This is a genomic window from Natronospirillum operosum, from assembly GCF_004768465.1.
GTDB lineage: Bacteria > Pseudomonadota > Gammaproteobacteria > Pseudomonadales > Natronospirillaceae > Natronospirillum > Natronospirillum operosum.
The window spans coordinates 1-23845 of record NZ_SRMF01000007.1; the positions used below are offsets into that span (position 1 = coordinate 1).

Sequence of the window (23845 nt, forward strand, 5' to 3'; positions counted from 1 at the left end):
TCTACCGTCTACCGTCTACCGTCTACCGTCTACCGTCTACCGTCTACCGTCTACCGTCTACCGTCTACCGTCTACCGGTCAAAGCCTCCGCTCCAGCACCCTCTCCAACTCTTCATCAGTCACCACAATCGGATTGGTCTTCATGCTGCCCCCACGTGCGTTGGCGCAGATGCGGGCGAAGTCGTCCCTGGTGACGCCATATGCGCTCAGTCGCGGTATCTGCAGGCGCTCGGTCCAGCTGTTCAGGGTGTCGACCAGTGCGGTCAGGGCTGCGGGGTCGGTCAGGCTGGCATCGCCGGTCAGCAGGCGGCCGACTTCGGCGTAGCGGGGCAGGGCCTGTGAATCCGGGGCGCGGGCCTGCAGTGCACTGATATTGACCGCGCTGGCTGCGGCGACCAGGGTGCCGCAGACCACGCCGTGCGGAATGGGAAAGAAGGCACCCAGAGGTGAAGCCAGCCCGTGCACGGAGCCCAGGCCGGCCTGGGCCAGGGTGACGCCCGACAGCCAGGCCGCATACAGCATATGGCCGTAACCGGCGGCGGACTCGGGGTGGCCGGGTTCCCAGGCCGGCCAGAAACCGGCGCGGAATGATTGCAGGCCCGACCAGGCCAGGGCATCGGTGAAGGGGCTGGCGTTGGCGGAGACGTAGGACTCCAGCAATTGGGTAAAGGCATCCATGCCATTGGCGGCGATCTGGCTTTTGGGGCAGCTGGCCAGCAGATCCGGGTCCAGCAGGGCCAGTGCCGGCACCAGTTGGTCGTCGCGGAAGGATTTCTTGAAGCCGTTCGCGCCGGGCTGGCTCAATACCGCATTTTTGGTGGCTTCACTGCCGGTGCCGGCCGTGGTGGGCACGGCGATCATGGGCACGGCCGGGCCGGTGTAGGGCTGGCCGCGGCCGACGCCTTCGAGGTGGTCCATGACCGAGGTTCCGGTGCGCAACAGGCCGGCAATGGCCTTGGCCGCATCCAGCGGGCTGCCACCGCCGATGCCCACTACAACGTCGATCGACTGCGCACGGTAGTGGTCCACGATGCTGTCCACGCGCTCGGGAGAAGGCTCGCCCCGAATGGTTTCATGGTGCCATTCGACGCCCTGCGCCTGCAGCGCCCCGGTGAGCGGCGACCAGTGCTCTGACTCGACAAAGGAGCGGCCGCCGGTAATCAGCAATGCCGTCTGGCCGAAGCGCCGGATCTCGGCAGGCAACTGACCGATACGGCCCGGCCCGAAACTGACGGCAGGCAGACGGGCTACCTCGAAGGCCGTCAGAGCGGCGGCCGGGGTGTCGGATTTGAAAAGTCTGGGTATCGCCATGAAAACTGTTCCTCAAGTTGCATTCTGGCCCTGCCGCTATAACATAGAGCAGGATAATAATAATCGACATCCGGCTCGAACGGATGCCCGCATTCGATTGCGCCTCACACGGGACCACAAACACCGTCTTTTAATGCCGGTGGAGGTCCGCTATGTCTGTATTGAACCGAATAAGTTTCCGCTTTAACGCCGTGACGGGCGCCGTAGTCATCATCATGCTCACGGTGTTCGCCTGGAACAACTACCGTACGAATGAAACCGCGCTCTCCGGCCAGCTTGAACGGCAGGTGGATGCCGTGGTATTTCGCCTGCAGCAGAGCATCCCGCCTGCGATCTGGAACTTCTCGCCCAGTCAGGCCCTGCTGATTGTCGATTCGGAAGTGGCGGCTGATGTGATCAGCGCCATCTTCGTTTTCGATGATCAGGGCGCCCTGATCGTGGGTATGGAGACGGATGCCGAGGGAGAGATCGTGGATGCCGACCCTGCCGCCTATGAAGCCCGAAATGGCCGGGATGTCGAGCTGCACTGGGGGGAGGCTCTGGTCGGCCGCGCGCTGATCTATCAGGATGCTTCGGCGGTCCAGCAGGCGCTGCGGGATTCCCTGCTGCAGGTAACCCTGCAGAACATTCTGCTGGTACTGATTCTGCTGGGCGCCCTGTTCGGGCTGCTCAATCAGCTGGTCAGCCGACCCATACGCAGCCTGAATGCGGCCCTGACCGAGATCGCTGACGGTGATGGTGACCTGACCCGGCAGATTGCGGTACGACGTCAGGATGAAGTTGGCGGCCTGGCGACCGACTTCAACCGCTTTATCGACAAGATCAGAGGCCTGGTGTCCCGCGTGATCGACTCGGTCGCGGACATGGACAAGGCCATAGCGAGTTCGGCCGAGACGACTCGACGCACCCGTGAGGGTGCGCTGCGCCAGCAACAGGAAACGGACCAGGTGGCGGCAGCCACGCAGGAAATGGCGCGTACGGCAGAAGAGGTGGCCCGCAGTTCCGAAGCGGCGTCGGCCGCCGCACGCGAAGCGGACGAGCAGGGGCGGCGGGCACAGCAGATCGTGCACAGCGCCATTGGAGCCATTGTGGCGCTGGCCGATGATATCGAACAGAACGCCAGGGTGGTGAACTCGCTGGAGGAAGATGTCGAAGCCATTACCACGGTACTGGATGTGATTCGGGGTATTGCCGAGCAGACCAATCTGCTGGCCCTCAACGCTGCTATCGAGGCGGCGCGGGCCGGGGAGCAGGGACGCGGTTTTGCTGTTGTGGCCGATGAAGTCCGCACCCTGGCCAGTCGCACCCAGAGCAGCACGGAAGAGATTCACGCCATGATCGAACGCCTGGAAACCGGCGCCCGCAACGCAGTGCAGGCCATGACCAGCAGCCGCGAACGTGGCGTGACCACGGTAGAGCAGGCACGTGAAGCCGAGGCATCGCTGGATGGGGTTGCCGAGGCGGTGACCCGCATCAATGACATGAATACGCAGATTGCCAGTGCGGTGACCGAGCAAACCAGTGTGGCCAACGAGATCAGCAGCAGTCTGGCCCGCATTGTCGAGATCGCCGAACAGGCGGCCCGGGATTCGGCGGCGGCGGAACAGGGCAGTGAGCAACTGGAGAGCCTGGCCCGTGATCTGCGCAACCTGGTGGCCAGCTTCCAAGTCTGAGGCGGTTGGCGGATGATCCGGTTGGGCAGCCAGTGGCCGGACGAAAAAAGGCCGCCGTTGAGGGGCGGCCAAACGGGACACTACAAACACAGGTTGTAGCATCGGACAGTCAGAGAAACGCATAACCTGACCATCCGATTCGGGTTCAGGCGGGGCGGATGAATTCATCCGCCCGCACCTGTTCGGGGTCGGATGTATCAGCGGGTGCCCGCAGCCATCCATTCTTCCATCAGTTCATCGTAGGGCACGGTCACGCCCTGTGGCTTCTCGTTGTCGAGACGCGGCTTGGGTGCACCCGGCTGGCTCAGCCAGTACTCGGGATCCCGCTCCTCGTTCAGACGTGGCGCATAGGACTCGAACACATCAGCCCGGGCCAGACGACCCATGATGTCATCCATGGCGTTGGCCAGGTTGTCCAGGCCTTCCTGCGGCGTGACTTCGCGGCTCATGACCGGAGCCAGGTTCTGCCACCACAGCGGTGCCATACGCGGATAGTCCGGTACATTGGTACCGGTCGGTGTCCACCAGCTCTCGTTGGGGCTGCGGTAGAACTCGACCAGGCCACCCAGACGCGGTGCCATTTCGGTCATCTGATCGGAGAAGATGTCAGACTCGCGGATCGGCGTCAGACCATGCATCAGCTTTTCCAGTGAACCGGTCTTGGCCACGGTGAACTGGCCAAACAGCCAGGCTGCCGTACGACGGTCTTCCGGCGTGGAATCGAAGAAGGTCCAGGAACCCACGTCCTGATAACCGACTTTCATGCCTTCTTCCCAGTAGGGGCCAGTCGGCGAGGGAGCCATGCGCCACAGCGGCATGCCATCTTCGTCAACCACGGCCACGCCGTCCTCGATCATGTCGGCGGTGAACGCTGTGTACCAGAAGATCTGCTGGGCAATGGAACCCTGCGCCGGTACCGGGCCAGCTTCACCGAAGGTCATGCCGGCGGCCTCGGGCGGAGCATAATCATGCAGCCAGTCGACAGCCTTGGTCATGGCGTACACGGATGCAGGCGCATTGGTACCGCCGCCGCGCGTGATGCTGGCACCCACCGGACGGGCATCTTCATCGACCCGAATACCCCAGTCGTCGACGGGGTTGCCGAACGGAATGCCCGGGCTGCCCATGCCGGCCATGGAGAGCCAGGAGTCATGGAAGCGCCAGCCCAGTGACGGGTCTCGACGACCGTAATCCATGTGGCCATAGATGCGCTCGCCATTCATCTCACCCACATGTTCGGTGAAGAACTCGGCGATGTCTTCATAGGCAGACCAGTTGGTCGGCACGCCCAGAGGATAGCCGTAGATGTCTTCGAACTGGGCCATCAGATCCGGATCGGTGAACCAGTCATAGCGGAACCAGTACAGGTTCGCGAACTGCTGTGACGGCAGCTGGTATATGCTGCCATCGGGTCCGGTGGTATATTGAATGCCGATGAAGTCTTCCAGATCGAGCGTTGGCAGCGTGAAGCCCGCCCACTCGTTCTCCATGGCTTCGGACAGGTTGATGGTAGTGCCATAACGGATGTGCGTACCAATGGCGTCAGAGTCGTTGATGTAGCCGTCGTAGATATTACGACCGGACTGCATCTGGGTTTGCATGGTGTCGACCAGATCGCCTTCTCCAATGATGTTGTGGGTAACGCGAATACCCGTCAACTCTTCGAAGGCAGGTGCCATGACGTCACGCTCGAACTCGTGAACGGCCAGGCCTTCAGCCACGGTCCGGATTTCCATGCCGCGGAACGGTTCGGCGGCTTCAGCGAACCAGAGCAACTCCTCGATCTGTTCTTCCCGGGACAGCGTGGAGTTCTGGAAGACTTCATCAACCAGTCTTTCAGCAATGGCACGGGCGTCATGGGAGCTGGCCGTCAGAGTGCCGGAGGCCATTATCAGGCTGCTCGCCAACACGGACAGGCACAGTGTCTTGTTATTTTTCATGTTTACCTCGTTGCTTGCACGAATAGTCATCCCTGACGTTCAGTGAGTCCTTTCCATTTGGACTTAGCCCCAGCGCATCAGAATCACCATCCAGAGGATGGAGATGCCCAGAGCAAACCAAAGACTGATGTCTGTGAAGCCGACTATAGCCAGGTGGATATAGGCCGACGTCAGCAGACCAATAAAGAGCCGGTCGCCGCGGGTGGTGGCAATGGGCAGAAACCCCTTGCGCTCCACCGTGGGCGAGATCAACTGCCAGACCGTCATGCCGGCCAGAATGCTGGCGATGGTGCTGAAGAATATGGCGGTCGGTAAGGTCCATACCATCCATTGCATAGTGCTGCCCTCCTGTTCAGGTACGGCCCAGGGCAAAGCCCTTGGCGATATGGTTGCGGACGAAATAGACCACCAGAATGCCGGGCACTATGGTCAGCACCCCGGCGGCGGCCAGAGTGGACCAGTCCACACCCGAGGCGGTGGAGGTCCGGGTCATGATGGCCCCGATAGGCTGGGCATTGGTCGCGGTCAGCGTCCGTGCCAGCAACAGCTCGACCCAGGAGAACATGAACAGGAAGAACAGGGTCACGCCGATACCCGAGCGGATCATCGGTATGAAGATCTTGATAAAGAAGGCCGGGAAGCTGTAGCCGTCTATATAGGCGGTTTCATCCACCTCCTTCGGCACACTGCTCATGAAGCCTTCCAGAATCCACACCGCGAGCGGAATGTTGAACAGGCAGTGCGCCAGAGCCACGGCAATATGCGTGTCAAACAGCCCGACCGTGTAATACAACTGAAAGTAGGGCAGCAGGAAGACCGCCGGCGGTGCCATCAGGTTGGTCAGCAGCCAGAAGAACAGATGCTTGTCGCCGATGAACTTGAAGCGGCTGAACGCATAGGCCGCGGGCAGCGCCACCAGAATGCTGATGGTCATGTTCATGGCCACATAGGTCAGCGAGTTCACATAGCCCATGTACCAGGACGGGTCGGTCAGGATCTTGATGTAGCTGTCGAATGTCAGCGCCTGTGGCCACAGGGAGAACACGCTCAGGATCTCCCGGTTGGACTTCAGCGACATGTTGATCAGCCAGTAGATCGGCAGCAGCGTGAACAGCAGGTAGATCGACAGCAGGAACCGATTGCGCCCCACGGACTCGCCCTTCTGCCGGCTGACGGCCCGTGTCAGGCCGCTGCTGCTGGTAACTTCGGGGGCCTCGGACCGAGCCTGGGTATTGGTAATCGTGGACTGGCTCATCTCAGGCACCCCCTGCATTGTTTTCAGCTTTGTCTTTCTGCATGTTCATGATGGTGACGTAGAACACATAGCTCACGGCGAGAATGATCAGGAAATAGATGATCGAGAACGCGGCGGACGGCCCCAGGTCCTGCTGGCCGATGGCCATGGTGGCCAGGGTCTGGCTCAGGAAGGTGGTCGAACTGCCCGGCCCGCCGCCGGTCAGTACAAAAGGTTCGGCGTAGATCATGAACGAATGCATGAAGCGCAGCAGCACCCCGATCACCAGTACATTGGTCAGCTTGGGCAACTGGATATAGCGGAATACCGCCCATTTGGAGGCCCGATCAATACGCGCCGCCTGATAGTAGGCTTCCGGAATGGCGCGCAGGCCGCTGTAGCAGAGCAGCGCGATCAGCGGCGTCCAGTGCCAGACATCCATGATGATGATGGTGACCCAGGCATCGGTGGCATTGCGGGTAATGTTGTACGGGTAACCCAACTGCCGGATACCGTAGCCCATCAGGCCGATATCACCCCGGGTAAATATCTGCCACATGCTGCCCACCACGTTCCACGGTACCAGCAGGGGCAGGGTGATCAGGATCAGCACGGCAGAGGCCTGCCAGCCTTTCTTCGGCATCAGCAGCGCAATGGCGATACCCAGCGGTACCTGAATGGCCAGAATCGTGAACGAGAACGCGAACTGGCGCATCAGCGCACTTTGCAGACGCGAGTCGTTCAGCGTCTGGACAAACCACTCGGAGCCGACGAAGAAGGCCGAACGGCCCAGAATATCCTGTACCGAATAGTTGACCACGGTCATCAGCGGAATGATGGCGGAGAAGGCCACCAGCACCAGCATGGGCAGGACGAGGAACCAGGCCTTGTTGTTTTCGACTTTATTCATCATCCACCTCCACGCGGAACTCGTCGATGTAGACATTCAGCCACTGCTCGGGAAAGCTGATATAGGCCTTTTTCTGCGGGATACGCTGATCTTCGTGCAGGCGGGCCTTCATCAGGGCATCACCAAACCAGAAGGTCATGATGCGGTAGGTGCCGAGGTCTTCCATGTCCTTGACCCTGACCTCGAAGGCCTCACTGTTGCGGTCATCCCAGACATGGATGAACTCCGGACGAATGCCGAGGCGGATGTTGTCGGAACTGGAAGCTCGGGCTGCGGCCAGACGCTTTTCACTGACCGGAATGGTGATGTCGCCGTAGCGCAGGCCCTGATCCGTCACCTCGATATCGAGGAAATTCATGCCCGGACTGCCGATGAAGAAGCCGACAAAGGTGTGTGCCGGTTTCTCGAACAGTTCGCGCGGGGTGCCGAACTGGACGATCTGGCCCTCGTACATGACGGCGATCTTCTCGGCGAAGGTGGACGCTTCCAGTTGATCGTGCGTCACATAGATCATGGTGATGTTGAACTGCTCGTGGATTTGCTTGAGCTTGCGCCGCAGCTTCCATTTGAGCTGGGGATCGATCACCGTCAGCGGCTCGTCGAACAGGATGGCGGAGACATCATCCCGCACCAGGCCGCGGCCCATGGACACCTTCTGCTTTTCGTCGGCACTCAGGTTCTTGGCCTTGCGCTTGAGCAGCGGCGTCAGTTCCAGAATGTCGGCCACCTCGTGCACCCGGGGCTTGACCAGGTGTTCCGGGGTCTTGATGTTGCGCAGCGGGAAGGCGAGGTTGTCGAATACCGTCATGGTGTCGTAGATCACCGGAAACTGGAAAACCTGCGCAATGTTGCGTTCCTGCGGTGACAGCTCGTTCACGATGCGGGTGTCGAAAATGACCTCACCGTGCGAGGGCTCCAGCAGCCCCGAAATGATGTTCAGCATGGTGGACTTGCCGCAGCCGGACGGGCCGAGCAGGGCATAGGCCCCCCCCTGATGCCAGACATGCTCCATTTCGCGAATGGCATAGTCCTCCGGGGACTGCGGGTCTTTTTCGTAGGTGTGCGCCAGTGAGCGCAAACGAATCTCGGCCATGTTCAGAATCCTCCCAGACGTGACGGCACATGCACGACCGACCCGGCCATGTCGAAGGCATAGATCTTGTGGGTCGGGAAATAGATCTTGATCTCTTCATCAACGCTGTACTCGTGCACCCCGGACAGGTGCAGCACCAGCTGGAAGTGATCGTTGCGCACATGCAGGAAGGTTTCCGAACCGCTGATTTCGGCCAGATCCACATTGACCGGTAGCTCCAGATCGTCATCGGCATGCGGTACCAGACCGATATGGGAAGCACGCACGCCGAACTTGTAGCGCCCCGGCTCCAGGCTGCGCAGATCCGCATTGAGTTTGAAATGCACGGTTTCATCAAAGGTCACTTCGGTATCGGTGACCAGCCCAGGTACCACATTGATGGGCGGCTCGGAGAACATTTCCGCCGTCAGGATGTCGTTGGGGCGGTGATAGACTTCGGGTGTGCGGCCGTACTGCAGCAGCCGGCCCTCATGCAGAACCGCCGTATGCCCGCCCAGTGCCAGTGCTTCATTGGGCTCGGTGGTGGCATAGACCGCAATGCAGTTCTTGGTCCTGAACAGTTCGCGCAGTTCCTCGCGGAATTCCTCGCGCAGCTTGTAATCCAGGTTGACCAGAGGCTCGTCGAACAGGATCAGATCGGCATCCTTGACCAGGGCCCGGGCCATGGCCGTGCGCTGCTGCTGGCCACCGGACAGCTCCAGCGGATGACGGTGCAGCAGGTGCTCGATATGCAACATGGCGGCGGTTTCACGCACCCGTTCGTCGATGACCTTGCGCGGCAGCTTGGCCAGACGCAGGGGTGAAGCGATGTTTTCGTAGACGGTCAGGGCCGGATAATTGATGAACTGCTGGTAGACCATGGACAGGTTGCGCTGGCGTACCGGCGTGCCCGTGACATCGACCCCATTCATGATCACCCGCCCGGAACTGGGTCGCTCGAGACCTGCCATCAGACGCATCAGGGTGGTCTTGCCGGCCAGGGTTCGCCCCAGCAGCACATTGAAGGAGCCGGGCTCCAGCGTCAGATCGATATCGCGAATCCAGTCCTGGCCGTCAACAGACTTGCTGACATTTTCGAGAATCAGAGACATTGTGTGTACTCGCGTTCTAGTTTTTATGGGTCGCCGCTGTCCACTCATGACAGTCGGCGCTGCGGTATCTATTCAATTTCGGTGCCATCATTGTGGTTTTCGAAGCGAAATCAGGTTAACTGTATGATTTGCAAGGATAAAAAGAGTATTTGGGTGAAACGGAGGCGAACAATTAGAACAAAAACGAATGTGCGAATATGTTCATAAGGTGTTCATTCTGAACAGTCAAAAGTGTTCACGGCACTGTTCATGCGACTGTTCATGCCTCATTGTCGGCAATTGACTTCTGTGAACAGTTGGCCAGAATAGGCTGTCTGGGCGGCCTGTAACCCGGCAAGCGGAATGGGCAGAGTCGCCGGGGAGAGTGCACAGTGACGCTGGACAATAACAACAATCCGGCCGAAAACACCGAAAATAGCGTGACGGAAACCGAAACGCATCAGGAAATCATCGAGAAGTCCTGGTATCGGTGTGAATCCTATGGGTTATCGCATGGTACCCAGCCGGATTTCGGCGACATTCGGGAAGGCGAGGTCTCGGCTCTGGTCGATCGGCACCAGAATCTGGTGCATACGACAGAGAACGAGGTGCTGCCCTATTACGAGAATATTCTCTCCAATTCCTCCTGCCTGATTGTGCTGGCGGACAATACCGGCCACGTATTGAACACCTGGGGGGCCAGCCGTTTTCGCGGGCGTGGTCATCACGGCCTGGTGCCCGGTCACCAGTGGCAGGAAATGGGCGTCGGCACCAATGCCATTGGCACCGCCCTGGCCACGGGTCAGCCGGTTCAGGTCAGTCGGGATGAACATTTTCTGCGCGCAAACCGCTACATGGTGGGTGCGGCCTCGCCGATCTACGACACCCAGAAGGAAATGATCGGGGTGCTCGACATCTCCTCCGATGCCTATCTGCCGCAGGATCACACCCTGGGCATGGTCAAGCTGATGTCGCTCAGCGTCGAGAACCAGCTGATCTATGCGGCCTTTCAGCAGGACCACTACGTGCTGACCTTCAGCACCAACATCAGCGGTCTGGACAGTCACTGGGCCGGCATGCTGGTGCTGGATGACCGGGGCATCGTGGTGTCGGCCAATCGTCGGGCCTGGGTGCTGCTGGCGCACGATCTGGCGCTGATGAACATCGAGAACATCTTTGGCTGCAGTTTCCGGGAACTCAGCCAGCAGCCGCCCAATGTGCCGCTGACTCTGCGCGTATTCGAGCGCTATCGGATGTGGGTCCGGGTGCAGCCGCCACTGGCGCCGCCGCTGAAGATTCCCGACTTTCGGGTGCAGGAGCAGACTGTGGCCGCCCAGCCCACCATGCAGCCGGATCGCAGCAGCGCCCGGGCGGCCGATATTCCGCCCGATGTGGTGCCGTTCGACCGCCTGGAGCATGGTGACAAGCAGGTGCGACTGATACTGACGCAGGCCCGCAAGATTATCGAGAAGGATATCCCCATCCTGATTCGCGGTGAAACCGGGGCCGGCAAGGAAATTCTGGTGCGCTCGCTGCACTACCACAGCAGCCGCAAGCGGAGCACGCTGGTGGCCGTCAACTGCGCTTCCATTCCGACCGAACTGGTGGAGTCGGAGCTGTTCGGCTACGAGAAGGGCGCCTTTACCGGGGCCAGTGCCAAGGGCTCCATCGGCCTGATACGGCGAGCGCATGGAGGCACCCTGTTTCTCGACGAGATCGGCGAGATGCCGCTGCATGTGCAGGCGCGTCTGCTGCGGGTCCTGCAGGAACGGGTGGTGGTGCCGCTGGGCTCCAGTGAAACCTTCCCGGTGGACATTCGTCTGGTCTCGGCCACCAACCGGGACCTGAAGGCGGAAGTCGATCAGGGGCAGTTTCGTGAGGATCTGTATTACCGCATATCCGGGCTGAATATCGAGTTGCCGGCGCTGCGCAACCGGGCCGACAAGGGCCGTCTTATCCACTACGTCTATGAACGCCTGCAGGCCGAGTCCGGCGAGCCTCTGCCCATGAGCCAGACCGTGCACGACCTGTTGCTGCGGCACCCCTGGCCGGGCAATATGCGACAACTGGTGAATGTGCTCAAGATTGCGCATGCGATGGCGGATGGCCAGCAGCTGCAGCCCGATGACCTGCCGGCCGATTTCTACGATGACATGACCCGCCGGTCCGCCGGCCCGGTGTCGGCAGCAACGCCGACTGCTGCGCCGGCGGTGGACACTACAGACGATCTGGCCACTACCATACTCAATCTCTACACGCAGACGGGCGGCAATGTCAGCCGCACCGCGCGCCTGGCCGGAGTCAGCCGCAATACGGTCTACAAGTATGTGCGGCGCCAGCGCGACTGACTGGCATCAGGCCGGGGCCTGTATGCGCCGCACGGCGTCATCCCAGCCGCGCAGCAGGCGATCGCGCAACGCTTCATCGATCCTGGGTTGATAGACCGGGCCCTCGCCGCACAGGGCTGCTGCTGTGTGCAGGTTGTCGAACCAGCCCAGTTGCAGACCGCACAGCATGGCCGTGCCGCGGGCGGTAATGGCGGCCGTGTCGCCGGTAATCACCTTGATGCCGGTCAGGTCCGACAGGCTTTGCAGAAACCATTGCTGCGTCAGGTCACCGCCATCCACATGCAGGCAGGCCACATGGATGTTGTCGTAGCGCATGGCTTTCAGCATGTCTTCGGTCTGATAGGCCACACTGCGCAGGGCCGCTGCCACCAGGTGTCGGATACGGGTGTCCCGGGTCAGTCCGAATACGGCACCGCGTACATGCTGTTCCCAGTAGGGTGCGCCCAGGCCGGTAAAGGCCGGCACCATGATCTCTGTCTGCTCGAGCGGCACGGTTTCGGCCAGGGCGGCCAGGTGGTGACGGTCCGTGACCAGATTCAGATCCTCTTCCAGCCAGTCCACCACCGAGCCGGCGGTGACGACACTGCCCTCCAGTGCATAGCAGGTTTCGCCCGGCAACTGGTAGGCCAGCGTGGTCAGCAGTCGGTTCTGACTGAACACCGGGCGCGCACCGCTGTTGACCAGCGCAAAGCAGCCGCGCCCATAGGTGGCCTTGACGTCGCCGTCGCTGATACAGCCGTGACCCAGCAGCGAAGCCTGCTGGTCACCGATCATGCTCAGCACGGGGATGCGGGTCCCCAGCCACTGCGGGTCAACAAGGCCGAAGGCGCTGGCGCTGTTGTGCAACTGGGGTAACAGGCTCGGCGCCAGGTCAAAGAAATCCAGCAGCTCGGTGTCCCATTGCTGGCGCGTCAGATTGTAGAGCAGGGTACGTGAGGCATTGGTGGCATCGGTAGCGTGGACCTGCCCTGCGGTCAGCCGCCACAGCAGGAAGCTGTCGATGGTGCCGAAACGCAGCCGCCCCTGGCGCGCCCGGGTCTGCAGCTCGGGGTGATGTCGGAACAGCCAGTGCAGCTTGCCTGCGGAAAACTGAGGGTCCAGCAACAGGCCGGTGCGGGCGCGGATGTCTTCTTCATGGCCAGCCTGACGCCATTCGTTGCACTGGGTTTCCGTGCGGCGATCCTGCCAGGTCAGCGCCGGGTGCACGGCTTGCCCGGTATCGGCATCCCAGAGCACGGTCGTTTCGCGCTGGTTGGTGATGCCCAGCCCCGCAATGCGTTCGACGCCCAGCCCCGACTCGGTGACGACACGCTGCATGACCGTCAGTACGGCCTGCCACAGGGTGTCCGGGTCCTGCTCCCAGCGTTCTCCGGGCAGATGCTCGGGGGCACAGGCCACTGACACCGAGTGCAGTGGTCTGAGCTGGGGGTTGATCAGGGTGGCCCGGGTATTGGTGGTCCCCTGATCGATGATGAGACAGTGATCTTGCATGACTGTTTTTACGCAATAATGTTCGTTTGTGTTCGTATAAACTCGTTATAGCCCGTGAAACGAAAAAAATCAATTGCCCCGACAGTCACCTGCTGACAGACAGCACTTGGTCCAGCGGGTCAGTCTGCTATGCTGAGTGCTCTGTTCAAACAGAGCTGCACGGCTGGGGAGAAGTACAATGTGGGGCGCACTTGATGGAGCCATCCTGCTGGTGGCGGGCGGCTGGACCTGGCTGTTTGCGTTCGGCAAGATCCGCTTTACAAGGGACCCGGAGCGGATGCTGGCGTTTCGTCGGCGTTACGGGGTAACGCTGTCCATTCTGGGCATACTCCTGATGCTGTTCGGCCTGGTACGGCTGGCCCTGTTTGTGCTCGCCGGGGCTGAGCCGGCCTGATTCGGGACCGGTATACCCGGCTTATTGAAGATTTGGACCACAGGGGGAGGGGCCGCCAGCGTGCGTAACCCGGGAAGCAAGCGAGAGATCTTTGGCTGGGCGATGTACGACGTGGCCAATCAGGCGTATACGACGGTCGTGATCTCCTTTATCTACAGTGCTTTCTTTGTCAGCTACATCGTGCCCGAAGACAGCCGCCTGCAGGACACCTACTGGTCCATTGCGCTGATCGGCTCCATGCTGATGGCCATGGTGCTGTCGCCCATAGTGGGGCAGCGCATCGACCAGGGCGCCAGCAAGAAGCGGCTGCTGGCCTGGTCGACTGCGTTCTGCGTGCTGTTTACCTGCTGTCTCTGGTTTGTCGCTCCGGGCTATGTCTGGCTGGGGGTTGCGCTGCTGCTGGTGTCAAATACCGCGTGGATGCTGGGCGAAGCCATCATCTCCTCCTTCCTGCCCGACCTGTCGAGTCGGCGCAACATGGGGGTGATCTCCGGACTGGGCTGGGGTCTGGGTTATCTGGGCGGCCTGATCAGCATGGTGCTGGTATCGATTCTGATTGTGCGGGCAGACCCGGCCGAGGACCTGGCGGCCTACATCAGCCAGAACCAGTGGAGCATGGTGGCCATCTCGCTCTATTTCGTATTGTTTGCGATCCCCACCTTTGTGCTGGTGCGCGATCGGCGGCAGCCGATTGACCCGCATGTGGCGCAGAGAGCCTGGCTGCAAAGCCTCAATCTGCGCAAGGTGGCGCGCGAGCAGCCGGCCCTGATGCGCTTCTTTCTGGCCTTCCTGTTCTATACGGCCGGGGTGCAGACCGTCATCAAGTTCATTGGTATCTATACCTCGGCCGAGCTTGGCATGTCGGCCGGGGATCTGATCAATGTGTTTCTGGCCACCCAGATCAGCGCGCTGTGCGGGGCCATCGGTTTCGGTTTTCTGGACCGCGCCATCGGCGCCCGCCCGACCCTGCTGCTGACCATCGGGCTCTGGATCCTGGCCATCGGCTCCATGTATGGCCTGCAGACGCTGGCGGACTGGTTCAATGCCGATCCGACCAACGTATTCATTGTGGTGGCGCTGATGGCCGGTACCGGCATCGGGTCGATTCAGGCCTCTAGCCGCTCTCTGGTGGGGCAGCTTACCCCCAATGCCCGCGCGGGCTCGGCCTTCGGGCTGTGGGGCATGTTCATGCGCTCGGCTGCCATTCTGGCTGCCATGTTCGGTGTGGTGGCGGATATCTTCAGCCGCCAGAATGCGCTGCTGATGGTGATAGGCTTCTTTATCATCGGTGGCCTGTTGCTGTTGCGTGTACCCCTGCGGGAGGCGCTGGCTGAACGCTATGCGGAAGATGAGCGTCGGGAAGCCGCCGCCGATGACGCCGAGCAGGTCCGTTCCTGATGCGGTTACGTACTGTAAAGCAATTAGGCAGGCGTGCCGGGCGGTGTCTACAGTGCAGGGAGCGCACGCCAGCAGCGCTGCCTCCCGTTCACGAAATCAGGTGTGGTCCCGAGTTATGACTGAAGCCAACTTTACCCGCGACCCGACCATCATCAAGTCGGTGCCGCATGTGGACATCTGTGCGTGTCAGGTACCACTGCCGTTCGAGTTTTCCATGGCGTTTCAGCCCATCTGGGACCACCAGCTGCAACGAGTCTTTGCCTATGAAGCCCTGGTCCGCGGTCCGGCAGGCGAAGGCTCCGGCACGGTATTGTCGCAGGTCACACCCAAATCCAAGTACGCCTTTGATCAGGCCTGTCGGGTCACGGCCATTCGATTCGCCACCGAACTGGGCCTGCCACACGACTGCTACCTCAGCATCAACTTCCTGCCCAATGCCATCTACGACCCGGAAACCTGTATTCGGGCCACGCTGGAAGCGGCGCGGCAGTTCGGTTTTCCGCACAACCGCATCATGTTCGAAATGACCGAGCATGAAAGCATGGATGATACCTCGCATTTCAAGGCCATCATCGAGGCCTATCAGCGGCTGGGGTTTACCACTGCCATAGACGATTTCGGTCAGGGCTTTTCCGGTCTGCATCTGCTGTCCAACTTCCAGCCCAATATCATCAAGATCGATATGGGGCTGGTGCAGGGGATCGCCACGGACCGGGTCAGGCAGGCCATTGTGGAGGGCATAGTGGTCATGGCAGAGCGGCTGGGGATAGAGCTGGTGGCCGAAGGGATCGAGCAGGTCGCTGACCTGAACATGCTGCTGAAGCTGGGCATTCGTTATCATCAGGGCTATCTGCTGGCACGCCCGGGTTTCGAAATGCTGCCGCCACTGACCGCAGACATGCTGCATCGTCTGAGCTGACAAAAAAATGCCCCGAACCGCGCGGGTCGGGGCACAAGTGCGATTGGAGTACTCCGAAATCGCAGGTGCTACACTACCATGAAAACAGGGAACCCCGCTGTGAGGGCCCCTTTTACTTCACAGTCAGGAGGACTGTACCTTGGCCACGGCGCTCTGCCAGCGTTGATAGAGCCGTTCGCGGTCGGCCTGCCGAATGGATGGTGAGTACTTCTCCTCCACCCGCCAGACCTTGTTCAAATCCTGAATGCTGTCAAAGTGTCCCTGATGCAAGGCCGCCAGCAAGGCGGCCCCCTGGGCCGTGGTTTCAGCCGTATTGCTGGTCACCGTGGACACCCCGGTCAGATCGGCCAGGGTCTGCAGGAACCAGCGGTTGCGAACCATGCCACCGTCGACCCGCAGTGATTTGACTTCAATGCCGTCCTGCACCATGGCCTGCAGCAGGTCCTCGGTCTGGAAAGCCACGCTGCGAATAGCGGCAGCCACCATCTGGGCGACGCCGGTATCCCGTGTCATACCGAAGATGGCAGCCCGGGCATCTGGGTCCCAGTAGGGGGCACCCAGACCGGTGAAGGCGGGTACCATGATCTCCGACTGGTCGTGACGTATCGACTGAGCCAGTTCCTCGGTATCATCCGCCTTGTCGATGATGCCCAGGCCGTCGCGCAGCCACTGAATGATGGCGCCGGCCATGAAGATGCTGCCTTCCAGCGCATAGGTGGTTTCACCCTTGAGCCGGTAGCCGACCGTGGTCAGCAGACGATGCTGACTGGTAATGGCCTCGGTGCCGGTGTTGACCACTGCAAAGCAGCCGGTGCCGTAGGTGCTCTTCAGCATGCCGGGCTCGAAACAGGCCTGGCCGACCAGGGCGGCCTGCTGATCACCGATCATGCTGCACACCGGGATATCGGCGCCGAGCCATTCGGCCGCACAGATGCCGAAATCGGCGGCGCTGTCCTTCACTTCGGGCAGCATGCTGGCCGGCACGCCCAGTTCGCGCATCATGGTGGTGGACCAGCGCTGGTTGTGAATATCGAACAGCAGGGTACGCGAGGCGTTGGTGGCATCGGTGGCATGCACCTCACCCTTGGTCATGCGCCACAGCAGAAAGGTATCGACCGTGCCGAACAGCAGGTCGCCCTGTTCGGCCTTCTGGCGCGCGCCAGCAACGTTGTCCAGAATCCACTTGACCTTGGTGCCGGAAAAGTAGGGGTCCAGCAGCAGGCCGGTTTTCTGCTGGCAGGTGTCCTCCAGCCCGTCATTGTGCAGCTGCCGGCAGATGTCGGCGGTGCGACGGTCTTGCCAGACAATGGCGTTGTACACCGGCTGGCCGGTATGCCGGTCCCACACCAGGGTGGTTTCACGCTGGTTGGTGATACCGATGGTGCTGACCTGATCGGCATCCACATTGTTCTTGGACAGTACCGTCCGGCAACTGCGCAGAACTGTATCCCATATGTCTTCCGGGTCGTGCTCCACCCAGCCATTGCGCGGAAAGTGCTGTCTGAACTCTTCCTGGGCCGTGCTGACCACAGTCATGTCAAGGGTATAGAGGATGGCACGACTGGACGTGGTGCCCTGGTCGATTGCAAGCAGATACTGTGTCATCACTTAGCCTTACCGATGTTCTAAATTATTCGTTTTTGTTCCACTCTGAGTCTTTATAACGGCAGTCACCCGGAAAGGCAACCTCGAATTCGTGATCGGTCAGCACTGGCACCCGACGGTGGTCAGTGTTACCGCTTTCAGCCATAATGGGCAGTGCGCTTCAGGCGCGGCGGTACAATCAGACAGAATGGTCCAGCAAGAGGGAAAAGGGAGTCATGAGTCAGGCCCTGCGCCAGAACCGTATCCATCAACTGGTCAAACAGAAAGGCTATCTGACTATTGATGAACTGGTCGCACATTTTTCGGTGACCCCGCAGACCATTCGGCGCGATCTCAATCAGATGGCGGACCAGGGGTTGATAGAACGCCATCATGGGGGTGCCGGCCTGGCCTCCAGCGTGGAAAATACCGCCTATCAGACGCGCAAGATTCAGCACCTGGCCGAAAAGAAGCGCATTGCCGAGCAGGTCGCGCGCCATATTCCCGACCACTCGTCGCTGTTCATCAATATCGGTACCACCAACGAAACCATCGCGCAGGCCCTGCTGGACCACCGCGGACTGAAAGTGGTCACCAACAATCTCCATGTGGCCGCCATGCTCAGTGCCCGGCCGGACTTTACCGTCATCATAGCTGGCGGCGAAGTGCGCAGCCGTGATGGCGGTATAGTGGGCGAGGCGACGCGGGACTTCGTGCATCAGTTCAAACTGGACTACGGCATCATCGGCATCAGCGGCATCGACGAAGACGGCACCCTGCTGGATTTCGACTATCAGGAAGTTCGCATCGCCCAGGCCATCATGGAAAACTCGCGCTATGTCTATCTGGCGGCGGACCACTCGAAGTACGGCCGCAATGCCATGGTTCGGCTGGGCAACCTGACCCAGTGTTCTGCCTTCTTTACCGATGCCCGGCCCGCTCAGGCGCTGACTGAACGGCTGCACCAGCACCAGGTCGACCTGCACGTCTGCTGATCCTTTCCTCCCTGTCGGTCCCGGGGCTCACAACAGCCAGATAATCCGAGCCTCTGCAGGCTCGGATCGGGGCGATTTTTATTGCGCTCATGTTCGAATATGATTATATTGCTTTGAAACGAATATAAATGATCATTCATCCCTTTCGTCTCCACGCAGACGGGTTGGTTGACAGGCAACAGGCTGGAAGGAAGATGACGCAAACGACATATGACCTGCTGGTAATTGGCGGCGGCATCAACGGCGCCGGTGTAGCCGCCGATGCGGCGGGCAGAGGGCTTTCGGTAGCCCTGGTGGAGGCCGATGACCTGGCCAGTGCCACCTCCTCCTGGAGTTCGAAGCTGATTCACGGCGGGTTGCGTTATCTGGAGCACTATGAATTCCGGCTGGTTCGAGAGGCGTTGGGAGAAAGGGAGGTGCTGTTGAAAGTTGCGCCCCATCTGGTGACCCCGCTGCGCTTTCGCATGCCGCACCACAAGGGTCTGCGTCCGGCCTGGATGATTCGCATCGGTCTGTTCATGTACGATCATCTGAGCAAGCGCACGACCATAGAGGGCTCGAAAAGTATTCGTTTCGATCCGGCGGGGCCGATTCGACCGGAATACGTGCGCGGCTTCGAATACAGTGACTGCCGGGCTGATGATGCCCGGCTGGTGGTCATGAACGCCAAGCTGGCAGAGCACAAGGGTGCCGAGGTGCTGACCCGCCATACGGTCACCCGGGCGCGCCGCGAGCAGGGGCTGTGGACCGTCACCATACAGCCGGAAAACGGCAACATGTTCACCGTGCAGGCCCGCTCGCTGGTCAATGCCGGCGGCCCCTGGGTGCGCAAGGTGCTCGACAGTTTCGATAATGTGCGCATCGACAAGACCGTCCGTCTGGTCAAGGGCAGCCATATCGTGGTGCCCCGCATCCACGACGAGGAGCAGGCCTACATTCTGCAGAACAGTGACGGCCGCATCGTGTTTGTGCTGCCCTATCTGGAAGACTACTCGCTGATCGGCACCACGGATGTGGACTACAGCGGAGATCCCCGGACACCGGAAATCGACGACGACGAAATCAACTACCTGATTGCGATCACCAAAGACTATTTCCGCTGCGACCTGACGCCCGGGGATATTGTCTGGACCTACTCCGGCGTGCGCCCGCTGATGCAGGGTGAGCGCGAAGATGACGAAGATGCCTCCAGGGTCACGCGGGACTATCACTTCGAAGTGGAAGACGAGCACGGTAAGGCACCGTTGCTGTCGATCTTTGGCGGCAAACTGACCACCTACCGCAAACTGTCCCAGGCGGCGGTATCGGCGCTGAAACCCTGGTTTCCCGGCATGTCCGAACCCTGGACCGACCAGGCCGTGCTGCCCGGGGGCGAAAACATGACGCACCCGCAGCCTTATGCGGAGGAGCTGTGCCGGCGCTACCCCTTCCTGACGCCGAAAACGGCACGGCGGCTGGCCTTCAGCTATGGCCGGCGGGCGGAGCTGTGGCTGGACGATGCGCAGCAGGAAGCCGATCTCGGGGAACGCTTCGGTGCGCTCTATGCCGCCGAAGTGACCTACCTGATGGAAGAAGAGTGGGCGCAGACCGTGGAGGATGTCATCTGGCGGCGCACCAAGGCCGGTATCGACATGAGCCGTCAGGACCGGGAGCGTCTGGTCACTTTCATGGCCGCACAGTCAGGGGCCGGCAGCGAACGCGGTCCGGCCAGCCGCTTGGCCAGCGCCTGATTACTGGTGTCCTGTCTGGTTGATTTGACACTGCTCTGAGCCACTGAGCACTCTGAGAGCAAGCAGAGAGTTGCCGAATTAACCAGACAGGGCACTACTGTGGCTTGCGGTCTATGAGGCGGCTGCTGAAGTTGATGCCGGCGCTGAGCCGGCTGTAATCGGTGACTGCGCTGTCCAGATGGCTGATCTGGGCAAACAGATCCACTGCCGTGCGGGAGCTCCACTGGAAGCGCGAGTTCAGGGTCAGGGTATAGGCCTGGCCGGTGGTGCGATACAACCACCAGAGGTCGTCCAGATCATCACGCAGCCCCTCGTCCGGTATTTTTTCTTCGGCGTCGATACCGCCCGGGTCGTACCCGCGTGCACTGAAGAACTGACCACTCACCACACTGCCATGGAGGTACAGGCCCCGCCAGCCCCGCAGCCCGGCCAGACGCCTTTCATAGCCCAGTTGCGCATCCAGACCCCAGCGTGCATTCCGCATGACGCGTTCGGGGGCCACGCTGAAGTGTCCAAGCACCCCCGTTTCCAGGTTCACCCGATCGGTCAGCCGCTGATGACGGCTCAATCGGCTGTCAAAGCTGACGCGATGGCGCTGACTGTTGACCACCCACTGGGGAACACCGCTCAGGGACAACTGATACCAGGGCGCACTGTATCCGGGGGACGGCTGCCAGTACCGGGTGAAGCCCAGTTCCGCACTCAGGCTGCTCAGGCTGGGGGTAGACTCGATGTACTCCACATCCAGTGCGCGTTCGAGCGAATAGCCGGTGCTCCGACTCTGCTCGAAGAATTCGCTGTCGAACAGGCTGGCACTCAGTGTGACCGCCGGGCGATCAAGCGTGGTTTTGCGGCTGAGCATGGGGTTGTCGTCCAGACCGACACCCAACTGGTAGTCGAGTGCCGAGGCAGGCCCTGCCAGAGCGGTCGTCAGGACAACGAGGCTGTTGCGAACGAGATTGGTAGGGGTCATCGGGGGTCTCCCTGTGCCCATCGTCAGTATAGTGTATAGTAAGCGGATGTCCGGTGCACAGGAGACCGCTCATGGACAACCGCCGCCAGTTTCTGCAGCGCTCGCTGCAGCTCAGCCTCTGGTCGATTCTGGCCGGTGCCGGCACCACGGCCCTGTTGGGCAGCCGGGCCCAGGCACAACTGCTGGGACGCGTACCGGACGGGTTGCCCCCGGGTCAGTCTGTCTATGAACTGCAGGGCGAGGTCATGGTGGACGGTCAGCGGGCGGACATGACCACGCTGATTACGCCTGACAGCCTGATCCGTACCGGCAGCAACAGCTACATCATCTTTGTGGTGGGCCGCGACGCCTACATTCTGCGCGAAAACTCCGAACTGCAACTGGAAAGCGAAGGTCTGCTGGCCACAGGTCTGCGGCTGCTGACCGGCAAGGTGCTCAGTGTATTTGGCGAGCGCGAACCCGAGGCCCGCCTGCAGATGAACACCGGCATCGCCACCATCGGTATTCGCGGCACCGGTCTGTATGCCGAAGCCCATGACGACCGAAGCTATGTCTGCACCTGCTACGGGCTGACCGAGCTGGCGGCCGCAGCGCACCCGGAGCAGACGGAGCGGGTGGCGGCGCGCTACCATGAATCCCGTTATGTGCTGCGCGAGCCCGAGAACGGTCAGTTGATCGTCCAGGCACCCTTTATCAATCATACCGATGAAGAACTGGCTCTGATCGAATCACTGGTCGGAAGGCAGCCTCCGTTCAACCTGATGCGGCAGGACTATCAGGGGCCGCGGCGGCGCTACTGATGGCGCGCCTGATCCGCTATCTTGGCAGTCTGCTCATACTGGTGCTGCTGCTCGGCCATTCGCTGGGCAGTTGGTCGCTGGCTCCGCTCACGACGCTTGAGCGGCTGCTGCAGGATCTGCAACTGCAGTCCCGCCAGGCCGAGTCGGTCGACCCCAGGGTGGTGATCGTGGACATCGATGAGCCCTCGCTCGGCGAGCTGGGTCAGTGGCCCTGGCCCAGAACCGTGCTGGCAGACCTGGTGGATCAGCTCTTCGACCACTACGACATTCGGGCTCTGGGCCTGGATATGGTATTCCCCGAGCCAGAGCAGCAGGCGGTCTGGCAGCAACTGAACCGACTGGCAGAAGAAGGTGAGTTGCCGGACACCCTGTTGCCGCTGCTGGCCCGGGCTCTGGACGGTGATCAGCGCCTTGCCGAGGCCCTGCGGGGCCGCCCGGTGGTGGGCGGTTTCCTCTTTCAGCAGCACAACCCTGCGCAGCTCAATGCACTGCCGGCGCCGCTGCCCGTGGAGCCGGACCGACTGCGGCTGCCGACCCCGGTCGGTTACAGCGCCAATGTGCCTGTACTGCACGAGGCCATGCCGGTGCAGGGCTTTTTCGACAATCCGGCACTGGACAGCGACGGCGTCTATCGCAGTGCCACCCTGCTGCAACAGGCTGGGGACGGAGTGCATGCGGCACTGGCCGTGCGTCTGCTGCAGCTTGGTCTGGGTGACCTGCCACTGGCGCTGGGGGTATCCGAGCGCGGGGAAGAGCAGTTGGTGACGCGCCTGCAGATCGGCAGCCTCTTGGTGCCGCTCGGGGACAGCGGGCAGGCCAGAGTGCCCTATCAGGGGCCGCGCGGACAGGTGCCCTATGTGTCTGCGGCCGACATTCTGGCTGGCCGGGCAGACCCCGGCGTGCTGCAGAATCGAATGGTTCTGCTGGGCACCAGCGCCCCCGGACTGCTCGATATCCGTACTACACCGGTCGATGCATTGATGCCGGGGGTTGAGGTGCATGCCCAGTTGATGATCGGCATCCTGGACCAGCGGGTGCCCCGTCTGCCGGACTGGGCACTGGGCGCCGAAATACTGCTGATGCTGGCCCTGGCAGGCCTGCTGGTCTGGATCCACAGCAGATTGCAGCCGCTGCCTGCAGTGCTTCTGATAATGGGCGCCGGGGCCGGGCTGCTGGCGGCCCACAGTGTGCTGTGGCGACAGGGTCTGATTCTGCCGGTGGCGGCCCTGCTGGCGCTGCTGGTGGCACTCTATGTCTATTTCACCACCTGGAGCCTGCTGGTGGAAAACCGCTCACGGCGTCAGCTCACACGGACATTCGGGCGCTATGTACCGCAGGAACTGGTCGCAGAGCTGGCCCGGCAGCCCAGCCTGGCCACCACGCGCGGCGAGCAGCGTGACATGACGGTGCTGTTCTCCGATGTCTGCGGCTTTACCCCCATTGCCGAACAACTGGATGCGGAAACACTGACCCGGTTGATGAACCGGTTGCTGACGCCGGTCACAGCGGACATTCATCGCCATCGTGGCACCATCGACAAGTACATGGGTGATGCGGTGATGGCATTCTGGGGTGCGCCGCTGCCGGATGCCGATCACGCCAACCGGGCTGTGGCCGCAGCGCTGGCCATGTGTCGCAGTGTACAGTGGCTGTCGGCCGAACTGGCACATGAAGGCCTGCCGGAACTGCGCCTGGGCATCGGCATCAGCACCGGACGCATGTCGGTGGGCAATATGGGGTCGGATTTTCGCATGGCCTATACGGTGATGGGCGATCCGGTCAATCTGGGGGCCAGACTGGAAGCCCTGACCCGTCAGTATGACGTCGACATACTGGTCAGTGAGGATACTGCGCGGGCGGCGACCGATTTCGAATTTCGTGCCGTCGATGAGACCCGGGTCAAGGGCAAGGCAGCGCCGGTGCGGGTCTATACACCGGTCGTGCCGAAAGACCCGCAGGCATAAAAAAGGGGCTGGACCCTG

19 protein-coding genes are annotated in these 23845 nt (G+C 61.1%); 9 read left to right on the forward strand and 10 right to left on the reverse strand.

The window, feature by feature from the left end:
- Positions 1-78 precede the first annotated feature (78 nt).
- Positions 79-1311: an iron-containing alcohol dehydrogenase gene (locus E4656_RS14635; RefSeq protein ID WP_135484047.1), complete on the reverse strand. Its 1233-nt coding sequence runs from the start codon at positions 1309-1311 to the stop codon at positions 79-81.
- A 152-nt stretch (positions 1312-1463) separates the two neighbouring features.
- Between E4656_RS14635 and E4656_RS14640 the strand changes: the two genes are divergently transcribed.
- Complete coding sequence (locus E4656_RS14640) at positions 1464-2984, forward strand: methyl-accepting chemotaxis protein (RefSeq protein ID WP_135484048.1); 1521 nt, start codon at positions 1464-1466, stop codon at positions 2982-2984.
- Between the two features lie 197 nt (positions 2985-3181).
- Here E4656_RS14640 and E4656_RS14645 read toward each other — a convergent pair whose 3' ends face one another.
- The 6 genes from E4656_RS14645 to E4656_RS14670 form a co-directional block, all read right to left on the reverse strand.
- The gene (locus E4656_RS14645; RefSeq protein WP_135484049.1) at positions 3182-4924 is read right to left on the reverse strand and encodes an ABC transporter substrate-binding protein; all 1743 of its coding nucleotides are present in this window, start codon (positions 4922-4924) and stop codon (positions 3182-3184) included.
- A gap of 63 nt (positions 4925-4987) precedes the next feature.
- Positions 4988-5260 (reverse strand): DUF2160 domain-containing protein, encoded by a 273-nt coding sequence (locus E4656_RS14650; RefSeq protein ID WP_135484050.1) that lies wholly within the window; start codon positions 5258-5260, stop codon positions 4988-4990.
- Positions 5261-5276: 16 nt separating this feature from the next.
- Positions 5277-6179: a carbohydrate ABC transporter permease gene (locus E4656_RS14655; RefSeq protein ID WP_135484051.1), complete on the reverse strand. Its 903-nt coding sequence runs from the start codon at positions 6177-6179 to the stop codon at positions 5277-5279.
- A 1-nt stretch (position 6180) separates the two neighbouring features.
- Positions 6181-7071, reverse strand: coding sequence for a carbohydrate ABC transporter permease (locus E4656_RS14660; RefSeq protein WP_135484052.1), 891 nt, complete (start codon positions 7069-7071; stop codon positions 6181-6183).
- Complete coding sequence (locus tag E4656_RS14665; protein WP_135484053.1) at positions 7061-8161, reverse strand: ABC transporter ATP-binding protein; 1101 nt, start codon at positions 8159-8161, stop codon at positions 7061-7063. The genes E4656_RS14660 and E4656_RS14665 overlap by 11 nt, the downstream gene beginning before the upstream one ends.
- A 2-nt stretch (positions 8162-8163) precedes the next feature.
- Positions 8164-9252, reverse strand: a complete 1089-nt coding sequence (locus tag E4656_RS14670) for an ABC transporter ATP-binding protein (protein ID WP_135484054.1) — start codon at positions 9250-9252, stop codon at positions 8164-8166.
- 371 nt (positions 9253-9623) lie between these two features.
- On the opposite strand from E4656_RS14670, the gene E4656_RS14675 reads away from it, so the two are divergent.
- A complete protein-coding gene (locus E4656_RS14675) occupies positions 9624-11579 on the forward strand; it encodes a sigma-54-dependent Fis family transcriptional regulator (RefSeq protein WP_338090045.1) in 1956 nt (651 codons plus the stop codon).
- A gap of 6 nt (positions 11580-11585) precedes the next feature.
- Here the strand turns inward: E4656_RS14675 and E4656_RS14680 are convergent, their stop codons facing one another.
- The gene (locus tag E4656_RS14680; protein WP_135484055.1) at positions 11586-13070 is read right to left on the reverse strand and encodes an FGGY family carbohydrate kinase; all 1485 of its coding nucleotides are present in this window, start codon (positions 13068-13070) and stop codon (positions 11586-11588) included.
- A gap of 178 nt (positions 13071-13248) precedes the next feature.
- On the opposite strand from E4656_RS14680, the gene E4656_RS14685 reads away from it, so the two are divergent.
- From E4656_RS14685 to E4656_RS14695, 3 genes are all read left to right on the forward strand, one after another.
- The gene (locus E4656_RS14685; RefSeq protein ID WP_135484056.1) at positions 13249-13464 is read left to right on the forward strand and encodes a hypothetical protein; all 216 of its coding nucleotides are present in this window, start codon (positions 13249-13251) and stop codon (positions 13462-13464) included.
- Positions 13465-13524: 60 nt separating this feature from the next.
- Positions 13525-14862, forward strand: coding sequence for an MFS transporter (locus E4656_RS14690; protein WP_135484057.1), 1338 nt, complete (start codon positions 13525-13527; stop codon positions 14860-14862).
- Between the two features lie 115 nt (positions 14863-14977).
- Entirely contained in the window at positions 14978-15781 is an 804-nt protein-coding gene (locus E4656_RS14695) for an EAL domain-containing protein (protein ID WP_205849222.1), read from the forward strand.
- Between the two features lie 123 nt (positions 15782-15904).
- On the opposite strand, the gene glpK is transcribed toward E4656_RS14695, so the two are convergent.
- Positions 15905-17386, reverse strand: a complete 1482-nt coding sequence (gene glpK, locus E4656_RS14700; protein ID WP_135484058.1) for a glycerol kinase GlpK — start codon at positions 17384-17386, stop codon at positions 15905-15907.
- A gap of 215 nt (positions 17387-17601) precedes the next feature.
- On the opposite strand from glpK, the gene E4656_RS14705 reads away from it, so the two are divergent.
- Both E4656_RS14705 and glpD read left to right on the forward strand, forming a co-directional pair.
- Complete coding sequence (locus E4656_RS14705; protein WP_135484059.1) at positions 17602-18360, forward strand: DeoR/GlpR family transcriptional regulator; 759 nt, start codon at positions 17602-17604, stop codon at positions 18358-18360.
- 194 nt (positions 18361-18554) lie between these two features.
- On the forward strand, positions 18555-20090 hold the full coding sequence (gene glpD / locus E4656_RS14710; RefSeq protein ID WP_135484060.1) for a glycerol-3-phosphate dehydrogenase: 1536 nt from the start codon (positions 18555-18557) through the stop codon (positions 20088-20090).
- A 94-nt stretch (positions 20091-20184) separates the two neighbouring features.
- Here the strand turns inward: glpD and E4656_RS14715 are convergent, their stop codons facing one another.
- The gene (locus E4656_RS14715) at positions 20185-21063 is read right to left on the reverse strand and encodes a hypothetical protein (protein ID WP_135484061.1); all 879 of its coding nucleotides are present in this window, start codon (positions 21061-21063) and stop codon (positions 20185-20187) included.
- Between the two features lie 71 nt (positions 21064-21134).
- Here E4656_RS14715 and E4656_RS14720 point away from each other — a divergent pair, with 71 nt between their 5' ends.
- Together E4656_RS14720 and E4656_RS14725 are read left to right on the forward strand one after the other, a co-directional pair.
- The gene (locus tag E4656_RS14720; protein WP_135484062.1) at positions 21135-21863 is read left to right on the forward strand and encodes a FecR family protein; all 729 of its coding nucleotides are present in this window, start codon (positions 21135-21137) and stop codon (positions 21861-21863) included.
- The gene (locus E4656_RS14725; RefSeq protein WP_135484063.1) at positions 21863-23827 is read left to right on the forward strand and encodes a CHASE2 domain-containing protein; all 1965 of its coding nucleotides are present in this window, start codon (positions 21863-21865) and stop codon (positions 23825-23827) included. Before E4656_RS14720 ends, E4656_RS14725 begins: the two co-directional genes overlap by 1 nt.
- The last annotated feature ends 18 nt before the right edge of the window (positions 23828-23845 follow it).